Raw genomic sequence first — 17,489 nt, 5'->3', positions numbered from 1 at the left:
GAGCBTTTTTCBTGSGTAAAAGGGCYCCGACCCCATTTTGTTCATTCGATATCTGACAGATGTGTCGACCAAGGTCGACACCTACCCACAGCCGCGTGAACCTGTCGAAGGCGGGGCGGTGTCGGATTGCGGGGTGTCCGCSGCATGGATGCSGCGGCCAAGCCTACACGGACGTACTTGCGGCGTCCTCGCAATCCGACACCGCCCCGCCAACCCACGGATAGCCCGCTTTTGACGTTGCTTCAGTCGAGCATGGCTCGACTCTACAGCGGTGCAGGGCGCAGCCCTGCCGAACCCCTACCACCCCCGCCGGGGTAAACTAGCTGGATGGCTTCCCGTCCCGCGCACGACCTGCTCCAACGCGTCTTTGGTTACGACGATTTCCGTGGTCCCCAGCAGGACATCGTGGAGCATGTGGCTGCCGGTCACGATGCCCTGGTGCTGATGCCCACCGGCGGCGGCAAGTCGCTGTGCTACCAGGTCCCGGCTCTGCTCCGTGACGGATGTGGCATCGTCATCTCGCCGTTGATCGCGCTGATGCAGGACCAGGTCGAAGCCCTGCGCCAGCTCGGCGTGCGTGCTGAGTACCTGAATTCCACCCTGGACGCCGAGACCGCCGGCCGCGTCGAGCGCGAGCTGCTGGCCGGCGAGCTGGACATGCTCTATGTCGCCCCCGAGCGACTGCTGACCGGCCGCTTCCTGTCGCTGCTGTCGCGCAGCCACATCGCCCTGTTCGCCATCGACGAAGCACATTGCGTGTCGCAGTGGGGCCACGACTTCCGCCCGGAATACCGGCAGCTGACCGTGCTGCACGAGCGCTGGCCGCAGATTCCACGCATCGCGCTGACCGCGACCGCCGACCCGCCGACCCAGCGCGAAATCGCCGAGCGCCTCGACCTGCAGGAAGCGCGCCACTTCGTCAGCTCCTTCGACCGCCCCAACATCCGCTACACCGTGGTGCAGAAGGACAACGCCCGCAAGCAGCTGACCGACTTCCTGCGCGGCCATCGTGGCGAGGCCGGCATCGTCTACTGCATGTCGCGGCGAAAGGTCGAGGAGACCGCCGAGTTCCTGTGCGGTCAGGGTTTCAATGCCCTGCCCTACCACGCCGGCCTGCCGCCGGAAGTGCGCGCGAACAACCAGCGCCGCTTCCTGCGCGAGGATGGCATCGTGATGTGCGCCACCATCGCCTTCGGCATGGGCATCGACAAGCCGGACGTGCGCTTTGTCGCGCATACCGACCTGCCCAAGTCGATGGAAGGCTACTACCAGGAAACCGGCCGCGCTGGCCGTGATGGCGAAGCCGCTGAAGCGTGGCTGTGCTACGGCCTGGGCGACGTGGTCCTGCTCAAGCAGATGATCGAGCAGTCCGAGGCCGGCGAAGAACGCAAGCAGCTGGAGCGGGGCAAGCTCGACCACCTGCTGGGCTACTGCGAATCCATGCAGTGCCGCCGCCAGGTGCTGCTGGCCGGTTTCGGCGAGACCTATCCGCAGCCCTGCGGCAACTGCGACAACTGCCTGACGCCGCCGGCCTCGTGGGACGCGACCATTCCAGCGCAGAAGGCGCTGAGCTGTGTCTACCGCAGCGGCCAGCGCTTCGGTGTCGGCCACCTGATCGACGTCCTGCGTGGCAGCGAGAACGAGAAGGTGAAGCAGCAGGGCCACGACAAGCTCAGCACCTATGCGATTGGCCGCGACTTGGATGCACGCACCTGGCGCAGCGTGTTCCGCCAACTGGTCGCCGCCAGCCTGCTGGAAGTGGACAGCGAGGGCCACGGTGGCCTGCGCCTGACCGACGCCAGCCGCGACGTGCTGACCGGCCGCCGCCAGATCAGCATGCGCCGCGACCCGGCCAGCAGCACCAGCGGGCGCGAGCGCAGCGCGCAGCGCACCGGGTTGTCGGTGCTGCCGCAGGATCTCGCCCTGTTCAACGCCCTGCGCGGCCTGCGTGCCGAACTGGCCCGCGAACAGAACGTGCCGGCGTTCGTGATCTTCCACGACAGCACCCTGCGCAACATCGCCGAACAGCGCCCGACCAGCCTGGATGAACTTGCCCGGGTCGGCGGCATCGGCGGCACCAAGCTGAGCCGCTACGGCCCACGCCTGGTCGAAATCGTGCGCGAAGAAGGGTAGCGCCGGGCCAACCGTGCGCTGGTGCCCCTGTAGAGCCGAGCCTACGCTCGGCTGCTTCTGCGCGAACGGCAGCCGAGCGTAGGCTCGGCTCTACACTGGTGCAGGTCCAACCTTGAACCGGCCATTCAGCCGGAAGTGCATCCACGGCCGCTTGCGGCTAGATTAGTGCCATGTCCCTCGCCTCAACCCTGCTCCGTGTCGTGCTCATGCTCAGCCTGTTGCTCAACGGGCTGAACGCGGCCATGGCCAGCGGTCATGAGGAAATGGGGCGCATGGCCCATGCCATGGCCGCCACGGTTGAAGGCGGCGACGCCGACTGCCACCACCACGCCGCCATGCAGGCCGACGAGGCCCCGCAGGCCAAGGCCCCCGCCCACGACGCCCACTGCCAGATCAAGGACTGCGTGCGCAGCTGCACGCAGCATCCGTTGCTGGTGGTGCAGCCGTTGCCGTACCTGGCCGGTCCCGGCCTGTCGCTGGCACCGCAGCCGATGCCGGCCATTGGCCGCCCGGCACCGCCACTGCCGCCGATCTCGCGCCCTCCCATCGGCTGATTCCCCACGCAGCGTGCGCGCTGCGCACCGGAGCCGGCGGCCTGCCGGCGTCTTTCCGTGTCTGGAGTCATCCTCATGAATACCCGTAATCCCCCCGGCCCGGGCGCCCTGCCCATGCCGTCGCGCCGCCTGTTCGTACAGGGCCTGGCCGCCGGTGGCGTGGTCGCCGGCATCGCCGCCGTCGGCGTGCAGCAGCGCGCGCTTGCAGCGGCCAGCGCCACCCCACGCCTGGCCGGCGCCCCGGCCGTACTCAGCGATACCCGCATCGAACTGGCCATCGGCGAATCGCTGGCCAACTTCACCGGCCGCACCCGTCCGGCGATCACCGTCAACGGCTCGCTGCCCGCGCCGATCCTGCGCTGGCGCGAAGGCCAGACGGTGGATCTGTTCGTGCGCAACACGCTGGACCGCCACCCGACCTCGATCCACTGGCACGGCATCCTGCTGCCGGCCAACATGGACGGCGTGCCCGGCCTGAGCTTCAACGGCATCGGCCCCGGCGAAACCTACCACTACCACTTCGACCTCAAGCAGTCGGGCACCTACTGGTACCACAGCCACTCGATGTTCCAGGAGCAGGCCGGCCTGTACGGCGCGCTGATCATCGACCCGGTCGAACCGGCGCCGTATCACCATGACCGCGAGCACGTGATCATGCTCTCGGACTGGACCGATATGGATCCGGGCGCGCTGTTCCGGCGCATGAAGAAGCTCGCCGAGCACGACAACTACTACAAGCGCACCCTGCCCGACTTCCTGCGTGACGTGAAGCGCGACGGCTGGTCGGCCGCGCTGTCCGACCGTGGCATGTGGGGCCGGATGCGGATGACGCCCACCGATATCTCCGACATCAATGCGCACACCTACACCTACCTGATGAACGGCACCGCGCCGGCCGGCAACTGGACCGGGCTGTTCCGCAGCGGCGAGAAGGTGCTGCTACGCTTCATCAACGGCGCCTCGATGACCTACTTCGACGTGCGTATTCCCGGCCTGAAGATGACCGTGGTCGCCGCCGACGGCCAGTACATCCATCCGGTCAGCATCGACGAGTTCCGCATCGCCCCGGCCGAAACCTACGATGTACTGGTGGAACCGACCGGGCAGGACGCGTTCACCATTTTCTGCCAGGACATGGGCCGCACCGGCTTTGCCGCCGGCACGCTGGCGGTACGCCACGGCCTGCAGGCTCCGATTCCCGCGCGCGACCCGCGCCCGTTGCTGACGATGAGCGACATGGGGCATGACATGGGTGGCGGCGGTCATGGCGGCCACGACATGGCCGCGATGAAAGGCATGGAAGGCGGCTGCGGCGCCAGCATGGGCCACGGCGCGCACGGCGGCGATACCGCCAACAAGGCACCGAAGCATCCGGTCAGCGAACGTAACAACCCGCTGGTGGACATGCAGAGTTCGGCCACCGAACCGAAGCTGGACGACCCCGGCATCGGCCTGCGCGACAACGGCCGCCAGGTGCTGACCTACGGCGCGATGCGCAGCCTGTTCGAGGATCCTGATGGCCGCGAGCCGAGCCGCGAGATCGAGCTGCACCTGACCGGCCACATGGAGAAATTCTCCTGGTCGTTCGATGGCGTCCCGTTTGCCAGCGCCGAACCGCTGCGGCTGAACTACGGCGAGCGCATGCGCATCGTGCTGGTCAACGACACCATGATGCAGCACCCGATCCACCTGCACGGCGTGTGGAGCGATCTGGAAAACGCCCAAGGTGAGTTCCAGGTCCGCAAGCACACCATCGACATGCCGCCGGGCACCCGACGCAGCTACCGCGTGCGCGCCGATGCACTCGGCCGCTGGGCCTACCACTGCCATCTGCTGTACCACATGGAAGCGGGCATGATGCGCGAAGTGAGGATCGAAGAATGAGCCGCTCACTGCTTTCCCCCTGCCTGCTGGCGCTGGGCCTGGCCGCCGCATTGCCGGTGTTCGCGCAGTCGCACGCAGGCCATGACATGGCCGCGATGGACGCGCAGGCGAAGACCGCGAAGACGCCGGCCGAACCGGTCGATCATTCGAAGATGGATCACTCGACCATGGATCACTCGAAGATGGACCATGGCGCGATGCAGCCGGCGACGATGGACCATTCCAAGATGGACCACGCCGCCATGGGTCACAGCACGCCCGCGCCGACCGAACCGCGCGAACCGATCCCGGTCCCGACCGATGCCGACCGTGCCGCTGCATTCCCGCCCATCGCCCACGGTGCGATGGAGCATGCGCCGGAGATCAACAGCCTGCTGCTGATCGACCGCCTCGAGCATTGGGATGGCAAGAGCAGCAACGGCCAGGCCTGGGAAGCCACCGGCTGGATCGGCGGCAACATCAACCGCCTGTGGCTGCGCACCGATGGCGAACGCAGCCGTGGCCGAACCGAGTCGTCATCGCTGGAGGCGCTGTACGGCCGTAGCGTGTCGCCGTGGTGGGACGTGCTGGTCGGCGTGCGCCAGGACTTCCGCCCCGCCGACTCGCGCACCTGGGCGGCGATCGGCATCCAGGGCCTGGCGCCGTACAAGTTCGAAAGCTCGGCCACGCTGTACATGGGTTCCGGTGGCCAGGTCCTGGCCAAGGCCGAAGTCGAGTACGACGTGCTGCTGACCAACCGTTTGATCCTGCAGCCGCTGCTGGAAGCCACGCTGGCAGCCAAGGACGAGCCGGAATACGGTATCGGCCGCGGCCTGAACACGGTCGAGGCCGGGCTGCGCCTGCGCTACGAGTTCAGCCGCCGCTTCGCGCCGTACATCGGTATCAGCCACGAACGCAGTTTCGGCGACACCGCCGACTATGCCGGCGACCACGCACGCGACACGCGTTGGGTGGCCGGCGTGCGCATGTGGTTCTGAGCAGCGTTACGTGAGCATTGGCCAGCCCCGGCAGCCGCCGGGGCTGGCTACACTGCGCCACGTTCCAATGCAGGCCCCACCAATGTCGCTGCAGATCCGCCGCGCCACCCTCGCCGATGTCGACGCGCTGTCGGCCATTGCCATCACCACCTACAACGAAACCTGGGGCGACTCGTATCCGGCGCAGGAGCTGCAGGATTTCCTGCAGGCGCACTACAGCAGCGAACCGCAGCGCGCCGAGCTGTCCGATCCGCGCAGTGCGGTCTGGCTGCTGATGGACGGCGACAGCGTGGTCGGCTACCTGGCCGCCGGCGCCAACACCCTGCCGCATGCGGAGGCCCGAGGGGGCGACATCGAACTGAAGCGTTTCTACATCCTGGCCGACTACCAGAACGGCGGCCACGGCGCGCGCCTGATGCAGGCGTTCATGGAGTGGCTGGACCAGCCACAGCGCCGCACCCTGTGGGTGGGCGTGTGGGAAGAGAACTTCGGCGCGCAGCGCTTCTACGCGCGCTACGGCTGCAGCAAGGTTGGCGAGTACGACTTCATCGTCGGCGACACCCACGACCGCGAGTTCATCCTGCGTCGGCCGTGACCGCGCGGCGAAGCGCCTAGAAGTCGAACAGCTCCGACAGAAAGCTGTCCTTCTTCTTTTTCTTGTAGCCGTGGCCGTACTGCTGACCACGGTTGTCCTCGTAGCGCTGGCCAAGGTGGCGGGTATCGCGGTGCATCACCGGCGGTGGCGCGGCGGCCGGCTGCGACTGCACCGGAGCGGGCGGCGGCACGGCAGCACCGGCGCCTGCGCGCTCGATGATCTTGTCCAGCTCGCCGCGGTCCAGCCACACCCCGCGGCAGCCGGGGCAGTAGTCGATCTCGATGCCGTTTCGCTCGGCCATCTGCAGGGTCTGGGTCTTGCACACGGGGCACAGCATGGGCATCGCTCCTGTCGGTCTGGCTTTGACTGTACCTGCACCGCGATGACTGTGCGGCAACGCATGACCGATGGCACAGGGACTTCCGGCGTGCGCCTCGGCCGCCGCTGCGCCCGCACACTGCGCCCAGACCCGCAAGGAGTGCGTACATGACTGTCCTGTCCCGCTTGCCCAGTCCACTACGCCTGTTGCTGGTGCTGCTCGGCGTCGGCGTTGGCCTGAATCTGCGCGACATCGCGGCCGCCGCCGGCAGGCCGATTCCCGCCTTGCCCATTGCCTACGGCGGTAGCCTGCTCGACAACGCACTGGCCGTACTGCTGGCGCTGCTCCTGGCTGCGCTGCTGCGCCCCCGTGGGGTGGGCCTGATGGCCAGCTTGGGACTGCACGGAAACCGCTGGCGTGGCCCGTTGTGGGTGCTGCTGGCCAGCCTGCCCTGCTGGCTGGGCCTGGCGCTGCTTGGCACGCCCAACACCGCACTGACCACCCTGGATGCGACGATGCTCGCCGTGCTGTTCCCGCTGGCCGAGGAAGTGCTGTTCCGCGGCCTCGGCTTCGTGCTGCTGGTGAAACTCATGCGCGGCCCGTGGGCCCTGCTTGCGCTGCCGCAGGCGCTGCTGTTCGGCTGGGTGCACTGGCTGGGTTTCGGCGGCTTCGACGGCGGCGGCAACGCCCTGTTCGTCGGCGCGGTCATCGCGCTGGGCGGCTTCATCTTCGCCTGGCTGGACCATCTGGATGGCAACACCCTGTGGTGCGGCCTGGTGCTGCACGTATCGATGAACCTGGCCTGGAACGTGTTCAGCCTCGATGACGCCGTCGCGCTGGGCTGGCAGGCCACCAGCCTGCGCATTGGCACGGCCCTGCTGGCGGTGGCGGTGCTGGCCTGGCGGGTACGACGCCACCAGCATCGGCTGTAACGCCCACTTAGCCTGGCGTGCACGCCGGGATCACCCCCGGCTTGCGCATACTTGCGCGCCTTTTCATTGCTGCTTTCCGGAGCTGTAGCGTCATGTTGCTGTCCAAGCGCCACGTTGAACCCAGCGTCCTGCTCATCGAGGACGCCGAGGAAACCCGCGAGCTGAGCCGTCTTGCGCTGGAAAGCCAGGCCTGCCACGTGGTGGGCGTGAGCTCTGCCGAAGCGGCACTGGGCCTGCTGGCCGCCGGTGAGCGTTTCGATCTGCTGTTCACCGACGTCAATCTGGGCCCGATCAGCGGGATTGAAGTCGCCAACCGGGTCCGCGGCCTCCATCCCCAGCTGCCGATCCTAGTGACGTCGGGCATGGACCAGCATCAGGTGTTGCCGCAGCTGCGCGACGGCATCCATTTCCTGCCCAAACCCTACAACATGAGCGAGCTGCTCGATGCCATCCGGCTGTGCTTCCGGCACGCCGATGTGGGCATGTTGACCGGACCGGATGCACAGGCGGCGTGAGGCAATCATCCACGCATGGCGTGGATCTACGGCGTGTACTGGCGTGGATCCGCGCCCTGCATGGATGGAACCGGCCATCAACCGCCGGTATATGGCCCCTCACCCGGCATCACCTCCAGCAGCGCACGGGTGATCACCCTCGGATAGACCGTGAGATGGTCCTCGCCGTCGATCACAACATTGTCCACCTTCAGCTTGCGGCCACTGCGCTCAAGCTGAGCGCTGAAGTCGGCAGTCTGGCGCAGCATGTCGTTGCCGGTTGAATAGCGCGGCCCCGGTTTATCCGTCTCGTAGCTGCCCACCGACAGCAGCACGCGCGTAGGTTGTGCCGGGATGACGGCAGCATCCTGCATGCGTGGCAGCAGCAACTGGTCGAACCACAGCGAAGGACTGGACAGAATGTAGGTACTGAACATGTCCGGCTGGGTCGTCAGCACGTAGGTGCCGAACAGCGCGCCATAGGAATGACCGGCGAACACGCGCCGGGCGGGATCGGTGCGATAACGCGCATCGATCATCGGCAACACCTGCGCTGCCAGGAAATCGCGATAGTGCGCAGCACCGCCGTAGGTGACGTCATCACTGTAGTAGCCATCGCTCGTGCGCGCCGGGTTGCTGGGCGTGTAGTCACGTGAGCGGCTCTGCTTTGAGGTCAGTCCTTCCTGCGGCGGCAACCCGACCAGGATGAAGTTCTCGATGTTGACGCCCTGCTGCCCGACAAGGTTGCGCACGCTGCGCACCAGCGGGAAGCTGTACAGCGCATCGGTCACGTACAGCACCGGATAATGCTTTTCCGGCTGGGCAGCATAATCGGCCGGCAACGACACCCAGATCGGATAGTCTCGGCCGATCGGATCATGTACACGCAGCGCTTCGGTATCCGGCAGTACCACGCCCGACACAGCGGCGGCCGGGCTCTCCTTCGCTTCACTCTGCGCTGCCGGCGGCGCCACCGACATCGCACAGCCACTCACGGCCAGACAGACCGCAAAACTCCATCCACACACACGCTGCATCCACGCTCTCCCGTTGCGGGCGGCGCATCGGATGGCGCCACTGCCGCATCCTTGCATGGTGCGTAAGCCGCTGCCAGTGCGGTCAGGGCGAGGCCGGCGGCGGCGCCGGGAACAGCGTGCGCAGCGCCTGCAATGCGGCCGGATGGTAGATCGTGGCGTGGGTTTCCTCTGGCAGCCGAAGGTACTTCACCAACGGCGACGGCGACGCCTGCTGCAGCAGCTCCGCCAACTGCGCGGCAGAGGCCGCCAGCTCCGGCTGCCCGCTGCTGGCCAGGAACACCCGCGGCTGTGCGCGCGTCACTGCCGGCAGCTGCCTGGTCGCACCAGCCAGCAAGGCGCCATGATTCCACCACAGGCTGGGGTCCAGCGCGATATAGCTGTTGAACAGTGTCGGGTCCTGCAGCAGTGTCTCGATCACGAACAGGCCAGCAAGCGATTCACCGATCAGCGCACGTTCGTCGGTGATCGGGTAGCGCTGGCGCACCTGCGGCATCAGCTCATCGCGCAGGAAGCTGCGATAGGCCGCCGATCCACCAATGCGTGGCGCGATCTTCTGGTCCTGCGGATCGCTGCTCGGGCCGGTCATGTCGCGACGGCGCTCGGTGTTCTCGATACCGACCAGCAGGAACGGGCGCATGCTGCCGTTGCCGCTCAGCACCTGCACCAGCCCTGCCACGTGCAGGAAATCCTCGCCGATGCCGCCGTCGGGCATATAGATCACCGGCAGCGGCGCCTTCGGGTCCAGGCCCCAGGGCTGCGGGCGGTAGACAGTGATGCGACGGGTTTCGCCCAGCGCCTTCGACTCCATGGTGAAGGTCTCGCCGATCACCAACGGTGCCGCCGCAGTGACCGGGTCCGGCGACGTCGCCTGCACAGCGGGAACAGCGGCAGCACCTGGCCCCGCGGTTGCCAGCAGGATCAAGACGGACAAGACAGCGACACGCATGCGAACTTCCATTTTAGAGAGGACGGCCAGCATAACTGCGCCGGCGCCCTCAACGGCGATCCAGTTCGATCACGGCCTGGCAGGCACGGAGCTGGTCGTCGGCATCACGTCCGATTCGAACAAGCGCTGCCGCAACCTCTGCTCGTAACTGGGCGCCCGCATCACGTTCGCCGGTGCGGGCGGCGGCCTCGGACAGACGGCCGGTGTGGCACGCGGCGAGGTCGTCGCGCAGGCGGAGAGTGCCAGCGCGCAGGGCAGCCACCACATCGGCATCCACCTCGGCCGCGCGCTCACGATCTTGTTCATGTTGTTCCCCCAGTGAGGCCATCGCCTCGCTCCGTTCTTCCTGATCCCGGCGCAACCGCCGTTCGGACTGCACCGCTCCGGCCTGTTGTTCCACATCGGCACGCGCCATCGCGAGATCGCTGCGATCACCGCGCCACCGCCAGCCGGTCATGAACATCAGCAGCGACCACAGCACCAGCGACGCCATCACGACCAGCATGCGCGGCATGGGTCATTGCTCCGCCACGCAACGCGCATGGCGCTGCTGCTGGCGCTCCCACACACCCCAGCACACGGTGTTGGGGCGCCCATCAACACGGGTCGAACAGTCGTAGCCCCCTGCCCGCTTCCACAACAACAAGGCATCACAGGCCTGGCGGTACTCACCCTGCAGCAGATGCCGGCGCATCGATGACGCGCGCCAGTTGCCGATGCCGTACTGGTAGAGGAAATCTACATAGACGTCGTACTCGCCCTGGCTGAGCGCCACGCCGGGCAGCGACGCGCGGAACTGTCCTTCTTCCCTGGCCAGATGAGCCTGTACGGCATGCAGCGCGCGTACCGGCGTGGTGCGATCGCCCAGCCTCACCGGCGTGCCGTCCTCGCGAACGGTCGAGCCGAAGCCATAGGTTGGACGGTCATTGCGCGTGGGTACCACTGCGGCGTCGGTGTATCCCTCGCGGTCGACGATGGCGATCAGGCCTGCCGCGCTGAGTGCAAGCGCAGCGACCAGGCTGCGTACCGGCAGGGTGCTGGTGGGCCGGCTCATTCGCGCTCCCTGCGGCGCCATTCGCGCAGCCAGCGCCAGCCCAGATAGGCAATCTGCGCAGCCAGGTAGATGATGGTCAGGACGACGACCAGCCGGTCCAGGGTGATACCGGCTGCAAGCGCACCGGCGACGGTAACCGGCGGCGCCGACTTGATGGCCGCCGCGCCGGCCGTACTGATGATTTCTTCTTTCATGATGGGTCCTGAAGGGATTGCAGGCCGCGTCGCATCGACGTGGCCGGAAGAGGTGCCCGCCTCGCTGCCGGCTCGGCACGAGGGTTGTTCCGGTCGGGAGGCGGGCGGAAGATTGGATCCGCCGCTCATGCGGCCTGGGCGATGCCCTCCATCCAGCCACGCACGCGCTGGAAGCCGAGTTCGACCAGGTTGAGGTAATGCCGGTTGGACACCGGTCGCTGCCCGCAGTTGGCCAGCAGCAGATTCGCCGTTTCGAACCGTTCGACCTTGCGACGGCCACGCCCGCAGTAGTAGCCGCGCAGTGCACAGGCCATCGCCACGTTGTCGCGCGAAACCGCAGTGATGATGTCCTCGATCTGCTGCGCAAGCTGGTCTGTTTCCAGAGGTTTGTATCCCTGGGCCCGGCCAGGCATGTCACCGCGATGCTCGATAAGCACCGCCAGCAGGTTGCGCGACTGGAAGCCGAGGTATTCGCAGTCGCGATGCAGGGCATATTCGCCGCCCCAGTGTTCCAGCCGACTGCGGACGTACTCACCGAACGTATCAAGCTGCATGGGGGGCTTCTCCTTTGAGGGGCGACGGGCCCGGACCGAACACGTCCGGGCGCAGGGATTCGCGGCGGACAACGCCCGCAGTGGCCAGCTCGATGCGCCGGCACAGTCGCGCGCCGGGCAGCTTGTGGCCGCGGGCGATCATGTAGAGGGTCCGCAGCGCACAACCGGTCTGGTGAGCCAGGCGGCGCATGACGGGGCAGCTGGGGGTGCCGTAGCCCCCCTGGGAGATGGCGTAGTCGATGAGGTTCATGGCCCGCACATTACCGCCAAGGTAATGCGTCGTCAATACCGTTTTGGTCATTTGCTGGATTGGTAATGCAGCGCACCATCTACGGATGGACGCCAGTACCGCTCGCACCCTCAACATGCGCCTCCGCGTGGCCGCCGCCGGGGGCCCGGCCGAATGGGCCCGCCTGTTCGGTGGCACCCGCTGGGCGCAGCCCCAAGTCAGCCAGTGGATTTCCGAGAGCAACCCGAAGAGCATCGGCCATCGTCTTGCTCGCGATCTTGAATCGGTGATGCAGCTTCCACATGGAACACTGGATCGCGTCGATCAGGACGGTGAGATGTCGCTTCAGTCTCAATCTGCGGGACTGGATTTCGAGAAAATGAGCGCTGCGGTCAAGGTGCTTTCGCACTACCTGGAGCTTGTCGGCGATCCACCGGAATGGATCTACGACCCCGTGCTGCTGGAGACCGCATTCATGGTCGTAGACGAGTTCGGTCAGCCTTCTGCGCCGGACAATGTCCTCGACCTGACGAAGCTTCTGGCAAAACGGATCAGGGAGGCGAAGGATGACTCACACGCGACTCGAGGAGCTCGCACAGCGGTTGGCCGCTAGGACCCAGGAACTGCGCGGCGAGCGCAACCCGGCGCCGGCATTGCGGGTGGTGGCCGGAGACGCAGTTGCGATCCGCGGCGAGAGGCGCATGGACGCGATCATGCGCGAGTGGCATTGCCGCATGATCCGCAACGTACGCCGGCGCTGGGGCGAGCCCATGCAACATGTGATCGACCAGGCATGCTGCGGCGTGGTCAACATCGAGCAGCTCGCCGACGATGCACTGATCCAGTTACACAAGGACATGGAACGCGCGGAGGAGTGCATCCGGGAGGGCATTTCCTTCCACGACGCCGGGCTGCTGCGCGCACACTACGGCTGATATGCCCGCTGACCAGCCGCAGATGGCCGGATCAGGCTGGACATCAATTACCAAAAGTTACCCAATAATTACCTTTTAAGTGATGTCGTAGCATCACTGGTACGACATTGGCAGCTACAAGGAATCAGCCTTCGGGCTGTCCCACACGCTTCGCCCCGATCCGAGGGCATGCGCAGCCAATCGGATCGACAGTTTCCTCACCCCCTTCCGCGGCACGTCCCGGCGCTGCAGGAGTGCTTGCAACGAGAAATGAAAAAGGCGCCCAGGGGGCGCCTTGATCATCAATGCAATGGTGGGCCGTGAAGGATTCGAACCTTCGACCAAAAGATTAAAAGTCTTCTGCTCTACCGACTGAGCTAACGGCCCGGTGCCTTGCCCCGGCCTTTCGGCGGGGTCCGCATTCTAGCCTACTTTGCTGCCCGCGCGAAACTCTGCGGTGTTGCTCAATGAGCTGCGGAGGCTTCCCAGCGTGCAGCGCCAGCCCAGCCAACCCGATCTAAACCTTTCCGGCCAACCTCGCATCCCATCCGTTGTACCCGCCCGGAGCCACGGATGCGCCCTCTTTTCCACCTGATCACCGCCCTGCTGCTGCCCTGCGCCGCTGTGGCCGCCCCCTCCCAGGTCGTCACCGACGACATCGCCCGCTTCTGGGCCACCTACGATGCGGTGCGCGCCGAGCCCGGTGCCGAGCGCCGGTTGGCACTGGTCCAGCAGCTCTACATCGATCCGGGCAGCCCGGGCCTGCATGCGCTGATGCAGGTCCGCAATTACACTGCCCGCGAGTACGCCGAAGCCATGAACGCGTGGCCACGCTTCTGGACATCGGTGCGGCCGCTCACCGCCAATGCGCAGCAGGCCAGCGCCACGTTGGAGCATGATGTGGCCGCCTTCCGGCTGCTCTACCCTGCACTGCGCCCGGCCACCATCACCTACGCGATTGGCGTGCTGCGTACCGGCGGTACCACGCTGGATGACAAGGTACTGATCGGTGCGGAGATGGCGCTGGGCGATGAGCGCGTGGACGTGAGCGAGCTGCCCGAGAAGATGCGCGACCGCCTGCGGATCTACTACGACAGCCGGCCGGGCATGAACAATGCGCAGAACAATCTGCACGAGTACGTACACACCCAGCAGCGTGAGACCACCGGCAGCCTGGCCCAGTACGTGGTGCGCGAGGGTGTGGCCGAGTATGTGGCGGAGCGGCTGAGTGGGCGTCGGCCGACGTTGCCGATGTACAGCTACGGGCCCGCGCACGAGGCGCAGATCCGCGCGCGTTTCGTCGCCGAAATGGACGGCGAGGGTCTGGACAACTGGCTGTACAACAGCGCCCGCAATCCGTTTGGGGTGAGTGATTTGGGGTACTACGCCGGGTACCGCATCGCGCAGGAGTACATGCGCCAGCAGGCCGATGAGAAGGCAGGGATCGCGCGGATGATCGAGCTGGATTACACAGATCCGGCCGTAGTGCAGGCGTTTATTGAAGCGTCGGGGTGGTTGCAGCAGCGGTAGCGCCGGGCCGTGCCAGGCGCACAGTGCCAACCAAGGTTGGCACCCACCAGAGTCAGACCTGCCCGGCGAAGGGCGTGCGAACCAAGGTTCGCACCCACAGAGGAAGCCGGCCAGCGGCCGGCTCTACCGAGCGATCAGGCGTACAGCGTGGGGTCCGGCACGCCGGCTTCGGTGAAGCCCTGCGCGCGCAAGCGGCAGGCATCACAGTGGCCGCAGGCGGCGCCGTTGGCGTCGGCGTTGTAGCAGGACACGGTCAGGCCGAAGTCCACGCCCAGCCGCACGCCTTCGCTGACGATCTGGCCCTTGCTGAGGAACTGCAGCGGTGCATGTACCTTGATGCCCGCGCCTTCCACGCCCGACTTGGTGGCCAGGTTGGCCAGCGCTTGGAACGCGGCCACGAACTCGGGGCGGCAGTCCGGGTAGCCGGAGTAATCCACGGCGTTGACGCCGCAGAAGATGTCGTTGGCGCCGAGCACTTCGGCCCAGCCCAGGGCCAGCGACAGCATGATGGTGTTGCGCGCCGGCACGTAGGTGATCGGGATGCCGGCACCGCCGGCCTCGGGCACGTCGATGTCGTCGGTCAGTGCCGAGCCGCCGATGCTGCGCAGGTCCACGTCCACGGTCTTGTGCGCGACCACGCCCTGGGCCTTGGCGACGCGGGCGGCGGCGTCCAGTTCGGAGGTGTGGCGCTGGCCGTAGCGCACGCTGAGGGCATGCACGGCGAAGCCCTGTTCCTGGGCCATGGCGATGACGGCGGCTGAATCCATGCCGCCGGAGAGAAGCACGACTGCCTTCTTCATGGGTAGAACATCCGGTTGGGAGGGGAAAGCCAGCACGCTGTCCCGCGCCGGAGTTACATCAGGGAACGTTGCCTGGGCTCATCGGCCCGGCTCGTCATTCCACAGGATTTTATGCAACTGCATCTGGAAGCGCACCGGCAGCCGGTCTTCAACGATCCAGTCGGCCAGCTGGCGTGCGGTGATCTCGCCCTTGCTGGGTGAGAAGAACACGGTGCAGCGCTTCACCAGATCGTGCTCGGCCAACAGGGCCTTGGCCCAGTCGTAGTCTTCGCGGCTGCAGATGACGAACTTGATCTGGTCGCGGGCGGTCAGCAGCGGCAGGTTGTCCCAGCGGTTGCGCACCACTTCCGCCGAACCTGGGGTCTTGATGTCGAGCACCCGCGACACGCGCGGGTCCACCGCGCTGACGTCCAGTGCGCCGGAGGTCTCCAGCGAGACGTCCATACCGGCGTCGCACAGCTTCTGCAGCAGCACCAGGCAGCGCTTCTGCGCCAGCGGCTCGCCGCCGGTCACGCAGACGTGGCGCACGCCCTGGGCGAGCACCTCGGCCACGATGTCATCGATGTCCCACCAGGTGCCTCCGTGGAAGGCATAGGCGGTGTCGCAGTACTGGCAGCGCAGCGGGCAGCCGGTCAGGCGCACGAACACGGTCGGCCAGCCGGCGGTATCGGCTTCGCCCTGCAGCGAGGTGAAGATCTCGGTGATCTTCAGGCGCGGCAGCGGCGACTGCACGATGTCGCTGGGGGTGGCGACGGCGTTGGACGGGGTAACGGCGGTCATGGCGGGCACTTCTTGGTGGGACACGTGGCGGGTGGGCTACCGCGGCCGGTAACGAAAGCAGCCGAGCGTGGGCTCGGCTCTACAGCAGCAACCGGGCGGGCTTGCCGATCCGGAAACGAAAGCAGCCGAGCGTGGGCTCGGCTCTACGGGGCAGCTATTGTACGCTCGGTCAGCGGATCTGCTTGCCGAGGCGGATGGACTGCAGCCGGTCCTGGGCGGTGCGCGCAGCGTCCGAGCCCGGGTACTGCGCCACGACGGTCTCCAGCGTCTGCTGGGCCTGATCGACCTTGCCCTCGCCATACTGCGAGAGGCCAACCTTGAGCAGGCCGCCAGCGGCCTTGTCGTGGGTCGGATAGCGTGACAGCAGTTCACGGAACTGGGTCTCGGCCATCGGGAAATTGCGGGTGGCGTAGTAGCTCTCGCCCAGCCAGTACAGCGCGTTCGGCGCGTAGACACCGTTCAGGTACAGCTGCAGGAAGCTCAGGAACAGCTGCGCCGAATCATCGTACTTGCCGGCCTTCAGCGAATCGAAGGCGACGTTGTAGGAGGTACGCTCGTCGCCGGTGGCGGCAAGGCTGCCGGCATCACCATGGACGGAAGGCGGCCGCTCGGAAGTGGCCGCCGCTGCGGGCTTTGCCGGGGCCGGCGCGGCCTTCGGCGCGCTCGCCGGAACGGGCGGCAGGGCCGGGGCGGCAGTGCCCCCTTCCAACCGGTTCAGGCGGCTGTCCAGATCCAGGTACTGGTCCTGGGCGGACTGCTTGAGCTGGGCGTTGTCGTGCTGCAACTGCTCGATCGAGGCCTGCAGGCTGGTGACCTGCTGCCGCAGCTGGTTGATCTGGTTCAACAGGTCCTGGTTGGCACTGTTGTTGTACATCTGCTGCTCGAGCGCGCCGACACGATCGGCCAGGCTCTGTCGCTGTGCATGCGCCGGTGCGGCAGCCACGAGGGCTGCCGCAACGACCAGCATCAGTTTGATGCCAATGCGCATGGATTACTGCGCGGTGTAGACGATTTCGACGCGACGGTTCTGCGACCAGCAGGACTCGTTCGACTCGGTGCAGACCGGACGCTCTTCACCGTAGGACACGACGGTCAGCTGCGAAGCCGAGCCACCGTTGGCCTGCAGGGCCGAGTTGACGCCGTTGCCACGACGCTCGCCCAGGGCCTGGTTGTACGCGCGCGAACCGCGCTCGTCGGTGTGGCCCTGCAGGGTGATGCGCGAGGACGGACGGTCACGCAGGTACTTGGCGTGGCACGCCATGATGGCCTGGAATTCCGGCTTCACGTCTTCCTTGTCCAGGTCGAAGTAGACAACGCGCTGGCGCAGGCAGGCGTCGGTGTCCAGGTCGCCCGGGCCGTACAGGCCGGAGGTCGACGGAGCGGTCGGGGTGGTGGTCGAGGTGCCGGTGTCGACCGGAGCCTGCGGCTCTTCCTTCACCTTCTTCGAGCAACCGGCCAGGACGGCCACAGACAGCAGGGAAACAAGCAGAACGCGGGTGGACTTGTTCATGGCGATACCTTTGTGGCTCCTAGGCCGATGAGGGGTTCAAGACAGCGAAAATA

Annotated in this window: 22 protein-coding genes and 1 tRNA gene; 10 read left to right on the top strand and 13 right to left on the bottom strand. The window is 66.5% G+C overall.

Annotated elements, in window-relative coordinates:
- Nucleotides 1-327: 327 nt before the first annotated feature.
- From recQ to D7Y61_RS19050, 5 genes are all read left to right on the top strand, one after another.
- A complete protein-coding gene (gene recQ / locus D7Y61_RS19070; RefSeq protein WP_111204464.1) occupies nt 328-2,133 on the top strand; it encodes a DNA helicase RecQ in 1,806 nt (601 codons plus the stop codon).
- Nucleotides 2,134-2,303: 170 nt separating this feature from the next.
- Entirely contained in the window at nt 2,304-2,687 is a 384-nt protein-coding gene (locus D7Y61_RS19065; protein ID WP_180868578.1) for a CopL family metal-binding regulatory protein, read from the top strand.
- 75 nt (nt 2,688-2,762) lie between these two features.
- A complete protein-coding gene (locus D7Y61_RS19060) occupies nt 2,763-4,571 on the top strand; it encodes a copper resistance system multicopper oxidase (RefSeq protein ID WP_180868576.1) in 1,809 nt (602 codons plus the stop codon).
- The gene (locus D7Y61_RS19055) at nt 4,568-5,548 is read left to right on the top strand and encodes a copper resistance protein B (protein WP_180868574.1); all 981 of its coding nucleotides are present in this window, start codon (nt 4,568-4,570) and stop codon (nt 5,546-5,548) included. Before D7Y61_RS19060 ends, D7Y61_RS19055 begins: the two co-directional genes overlap by 4 nt.
- Before the next feature lie 82 nt (nt 5,549-5,630).
- Entirely contained in the window at nt 5,631-6,143 is a 513-nt protein-coding gene (locus D7Y61_RS19050; protein ID WP_180868572.1) for a GNAT family N-acetyltransferase, read from the top strand.
- Nucleotides 6,144-6,159: 16 nt separating this feature from the next.
- On the opposite strand, the gene D7Y61_RS19045 is transcribed toward D7Y61_RS19050, so the two are convergent.
- Nucleotides 6,160-6,480, bottom strand: a complete 321-nt coding sequence (locus tag D7Y61_RS19045; protein ID WP_180868570.1) for a zf-TFIIB domain-containing protein — start codon at nt 6,478-6,480, stop codon at nt 6,160-6,162.
- Between the two features lie 149 nt (nt 6,481-6,629).
- Here D7Y61_RS19045 and D7Y61_RS19040 point away from each other — a divergent pair, with 149 nt between their 5' ends.
- Nucleotides 6,630-7,394 (top strand): CPBP family glutamic-type intramembrane protease, encoded by a 765-nt coding sequence (locus D7Y61_RS19040; protein WP_180868568.1) that lies wholly within the window; start codon nt 6,630-6,632, stop codon nt 7,392-7,394.
- 92 nt (nt 7,395-7,486) lie between these two features.
- Entirely contained in the window at nt 7,487-7,909 is a 423-nt protein-coding gene (locus D7Y61_RS19035) for a response regulator (protein WP_180868566.1), read from the top strand.
- 77 nt (nt 7,910-7,986) lie between these two features.
- On the opposite strand, the gene D7Y61_RS19030 is transcribed toward D7Y61_RS19035, so the two are convergent.
- From D7Y61_RS19030 to D7Y61_RS19000, 7 genes are all read right to left on the bottom strand, one after another.
- Nucleotides 7,987-8,925: an alpha/beta hydrolase-fold protein gene (locus D7Y61_RS19030; RefSeq protein WP_180868564.1), complete on the bottom strand. Its 939-nt coding sequence runs from the start codon at nt 8,923-8,925 to the stop codon at nt 7,987-7,989.
- A gap of 82 nt (nt 8,926-9,007) precedes the next feature.
- Nucleotides 9,008-9,871 (bottom strand): alpha/beta hydrolase, encoded by an 864-nt coding sequence (locus D7Y61_RS19025; RefSeq protein ID WP_180868562.1) that lies wholly within the window; start codon nt 9,869-9,871, stop codon nt 9,008-9,010.
- A 49-nt stretch (nt 9,872-9,920) separates the two neighbouring features.
- On the bottom strand, nt 9,921-10,385 hold the full coding sequence (locus D7Y61_RS19020) for a lysis system i-spanin subunit Rz (RefSeq protein WP_075676496.1): 465 nt from the start codon (nt 10,383-10,385) through the stop codon (nt 9,921-9,923).
- A 3-nt stretch (nt 10,386-10,388) separates the two neighbouring features.
- Nucleotides 10,389-10,925, bottom strand: coding sequence for a glycoside hydrolase family protein (locus tag D7Y61_RS19015; RefSeq protein ID WP_180868561.1), 537 nt, complete (start codon nt 10,923-10,925; stop codon nt 10,389-10,391).
- Nucleotides 10,922-11,119 (bottom strand): hypothetical protein, encoded by a 198-nt coding sequence (locus D7Y61_RS19010; RefSeq protein ID WP_014038210.1) that lies wholly within the window; start codon nt 11,117-11,119, stop codon nt 10,922-10,924. Before D7Y61_RS19010 ends, D7Y61_RS19015 begins: the two co-directional genes overlap by 4 nt.
- Nucleotides 11,120-11,244: 125 nt before the next feature.
- Nucleotides 11,245-11,673: a hypothetical protein gene (locus D7Y61_RS19005; protein WP_180868560.1), complete on the bottom strand. Its 429-nt coding sequence runs from the start codon at nt 11,671-11,673 to the stop codon at nt 11,245-11,247.
- A complete protein-coding gene (locus D7Y61_RS19000) occupies nt 11,663-11,923 on the bottom strand; it encodes a YdaS family helix-turn-helix protein (protein WP_180868558.1) in 261 nt (86 codons plus the stop codon). Before D7Y61_RS19000 ends, D7Y61_RS19005 begins: the two co-directional genes overlap by 11 nt.
- An 85-nt stretch (nt 11,924-12,008) precedes the next feature.
- Here D7Y61_RS19000 and D7Y61_RS18995 point away from each other — a divergent pair, with 85 nt between their 5' ends.
- The gene (locus tag D7Y61_RS18995; RefSeq protein ID WP_180868556.1) at nt 12,009-12,515 is read left to right on the top strand and encodes a hypothetical protein; all 507 of its coding nucleotides are present in this window, start codon (nt 12,009-12,011) and stop codon (nt 12,513-12,515) included.
- On the top strand, nt 12,469-12,837 hold the full coding sequence (locus D7Y61_RS22665) for a hypothetical protein (protein ID WP_258010425.1): 369 nt from the start codon (nt 12,469-12,471) through the stop codon (nt 12,835-12,837). Before D7Y61_RS18995 ends, D7Y61_RS22665 begins: the two co-directional genes overlap by 47 nt.
- Before the next feature lie 290 nt (nt 12,838-13,127).
- Here the strand turns inward: D7Y61_RS22665 and D7Y61_RS18985 are convergent.
- Nucleotides 13,128-13,203 (bottom strand) — tRNA-Lys (locus tag D7Y61_RS18985).
- Between the two features lie 186 nt (nt 13,204-13,389).
- Between D7Y61_RS18985 and D7Y61_RS18980 the strand changes: the two genes are divergently transcribed.
- Nucleotides 13,390-14,346: a DUF2268 domain-containing putative Zn-dependent protease gene (locus tag D7Y61_RS18980; RefSeq protein WP_180868554.1), complete on the top strand. Its 957-nt coding sequence runs from the start codon at nt 13,390-13,392 to the stop codon at nt 14,344-14,346.
- A 134-nt stretch (nt 14,347-14,480) separates the two neighbouring features.
- Here the strand turns inward: D7Y61_RS18980 and queC are convergent, their stop codons facing one another.
- The 4 genes from queC to pal form a co-directional block, all read right to left on the bottom strand.
- Nucleotides 14,481-15,146, bottom strand: coding sequence for a 7-cyano-7-deazaguanine synthase QueC (gene queC, locus D7Y61_RS18975; protein WP_180868552.1), 666 nt, complete (start codon nt 15,144-15,146; stop codon nt 14,481-14,483).
- Between the two features lie 78 nt (nt 15,147-15,224).
- Entirely contained in the window at nt 15,225-15,926 is a 702-nt protein-coding gene (gene queE, locus D7Y61_RS18970) for a 7-carboxy-7-deazaguanine synthase QueE (RefSeq protein WP_180868546.1), read from the bottom strand.
- 169 nt (nt 15,927-16,095) lie between these two features.
- Nucleotides 16,096-16,914 (bottom strand): tol-pal system protein YbgF, encoded by an 819-nt coding sequence (gene ybgF / locus D7Y61_RS18965; RefSeq protein WP_180868543.1) that lies wholly within the window; start codon nt 16,912-16,914, stop codon nt 16,096-16,098.
- Between the two features lie 3 nt (nt 16,915-16,917).
- Entirely contained in the window at nt 16,918-17,436 is a 519-nt protein-coding gene (pal, locus tag D7Y61_RS18960; protein WP_180868541.1) for a peptidoglycan-associated lipoprotein Pal, read from the bottom strand.
- Between the last annotated feature and the right edge of the window lie 53 nt (nt 17,437-17,489).

It is taken from the genome of Stenotrophomonas maltophilia (assembly GCF_013464485.1).
Classification (GTDB): domain Bacteria; phylum Pseudomonadota; class Gammaproteobacteria; order Xanthomonadales; family Xanthomonadaceae; genus Stenotrophomonas; species Stenotrophomonas maltophilia_AW.
Note: the sequence above shows the minus strand (reverse complement) of the source record. Positions and strands in the feature narration are given on the sequence as shown.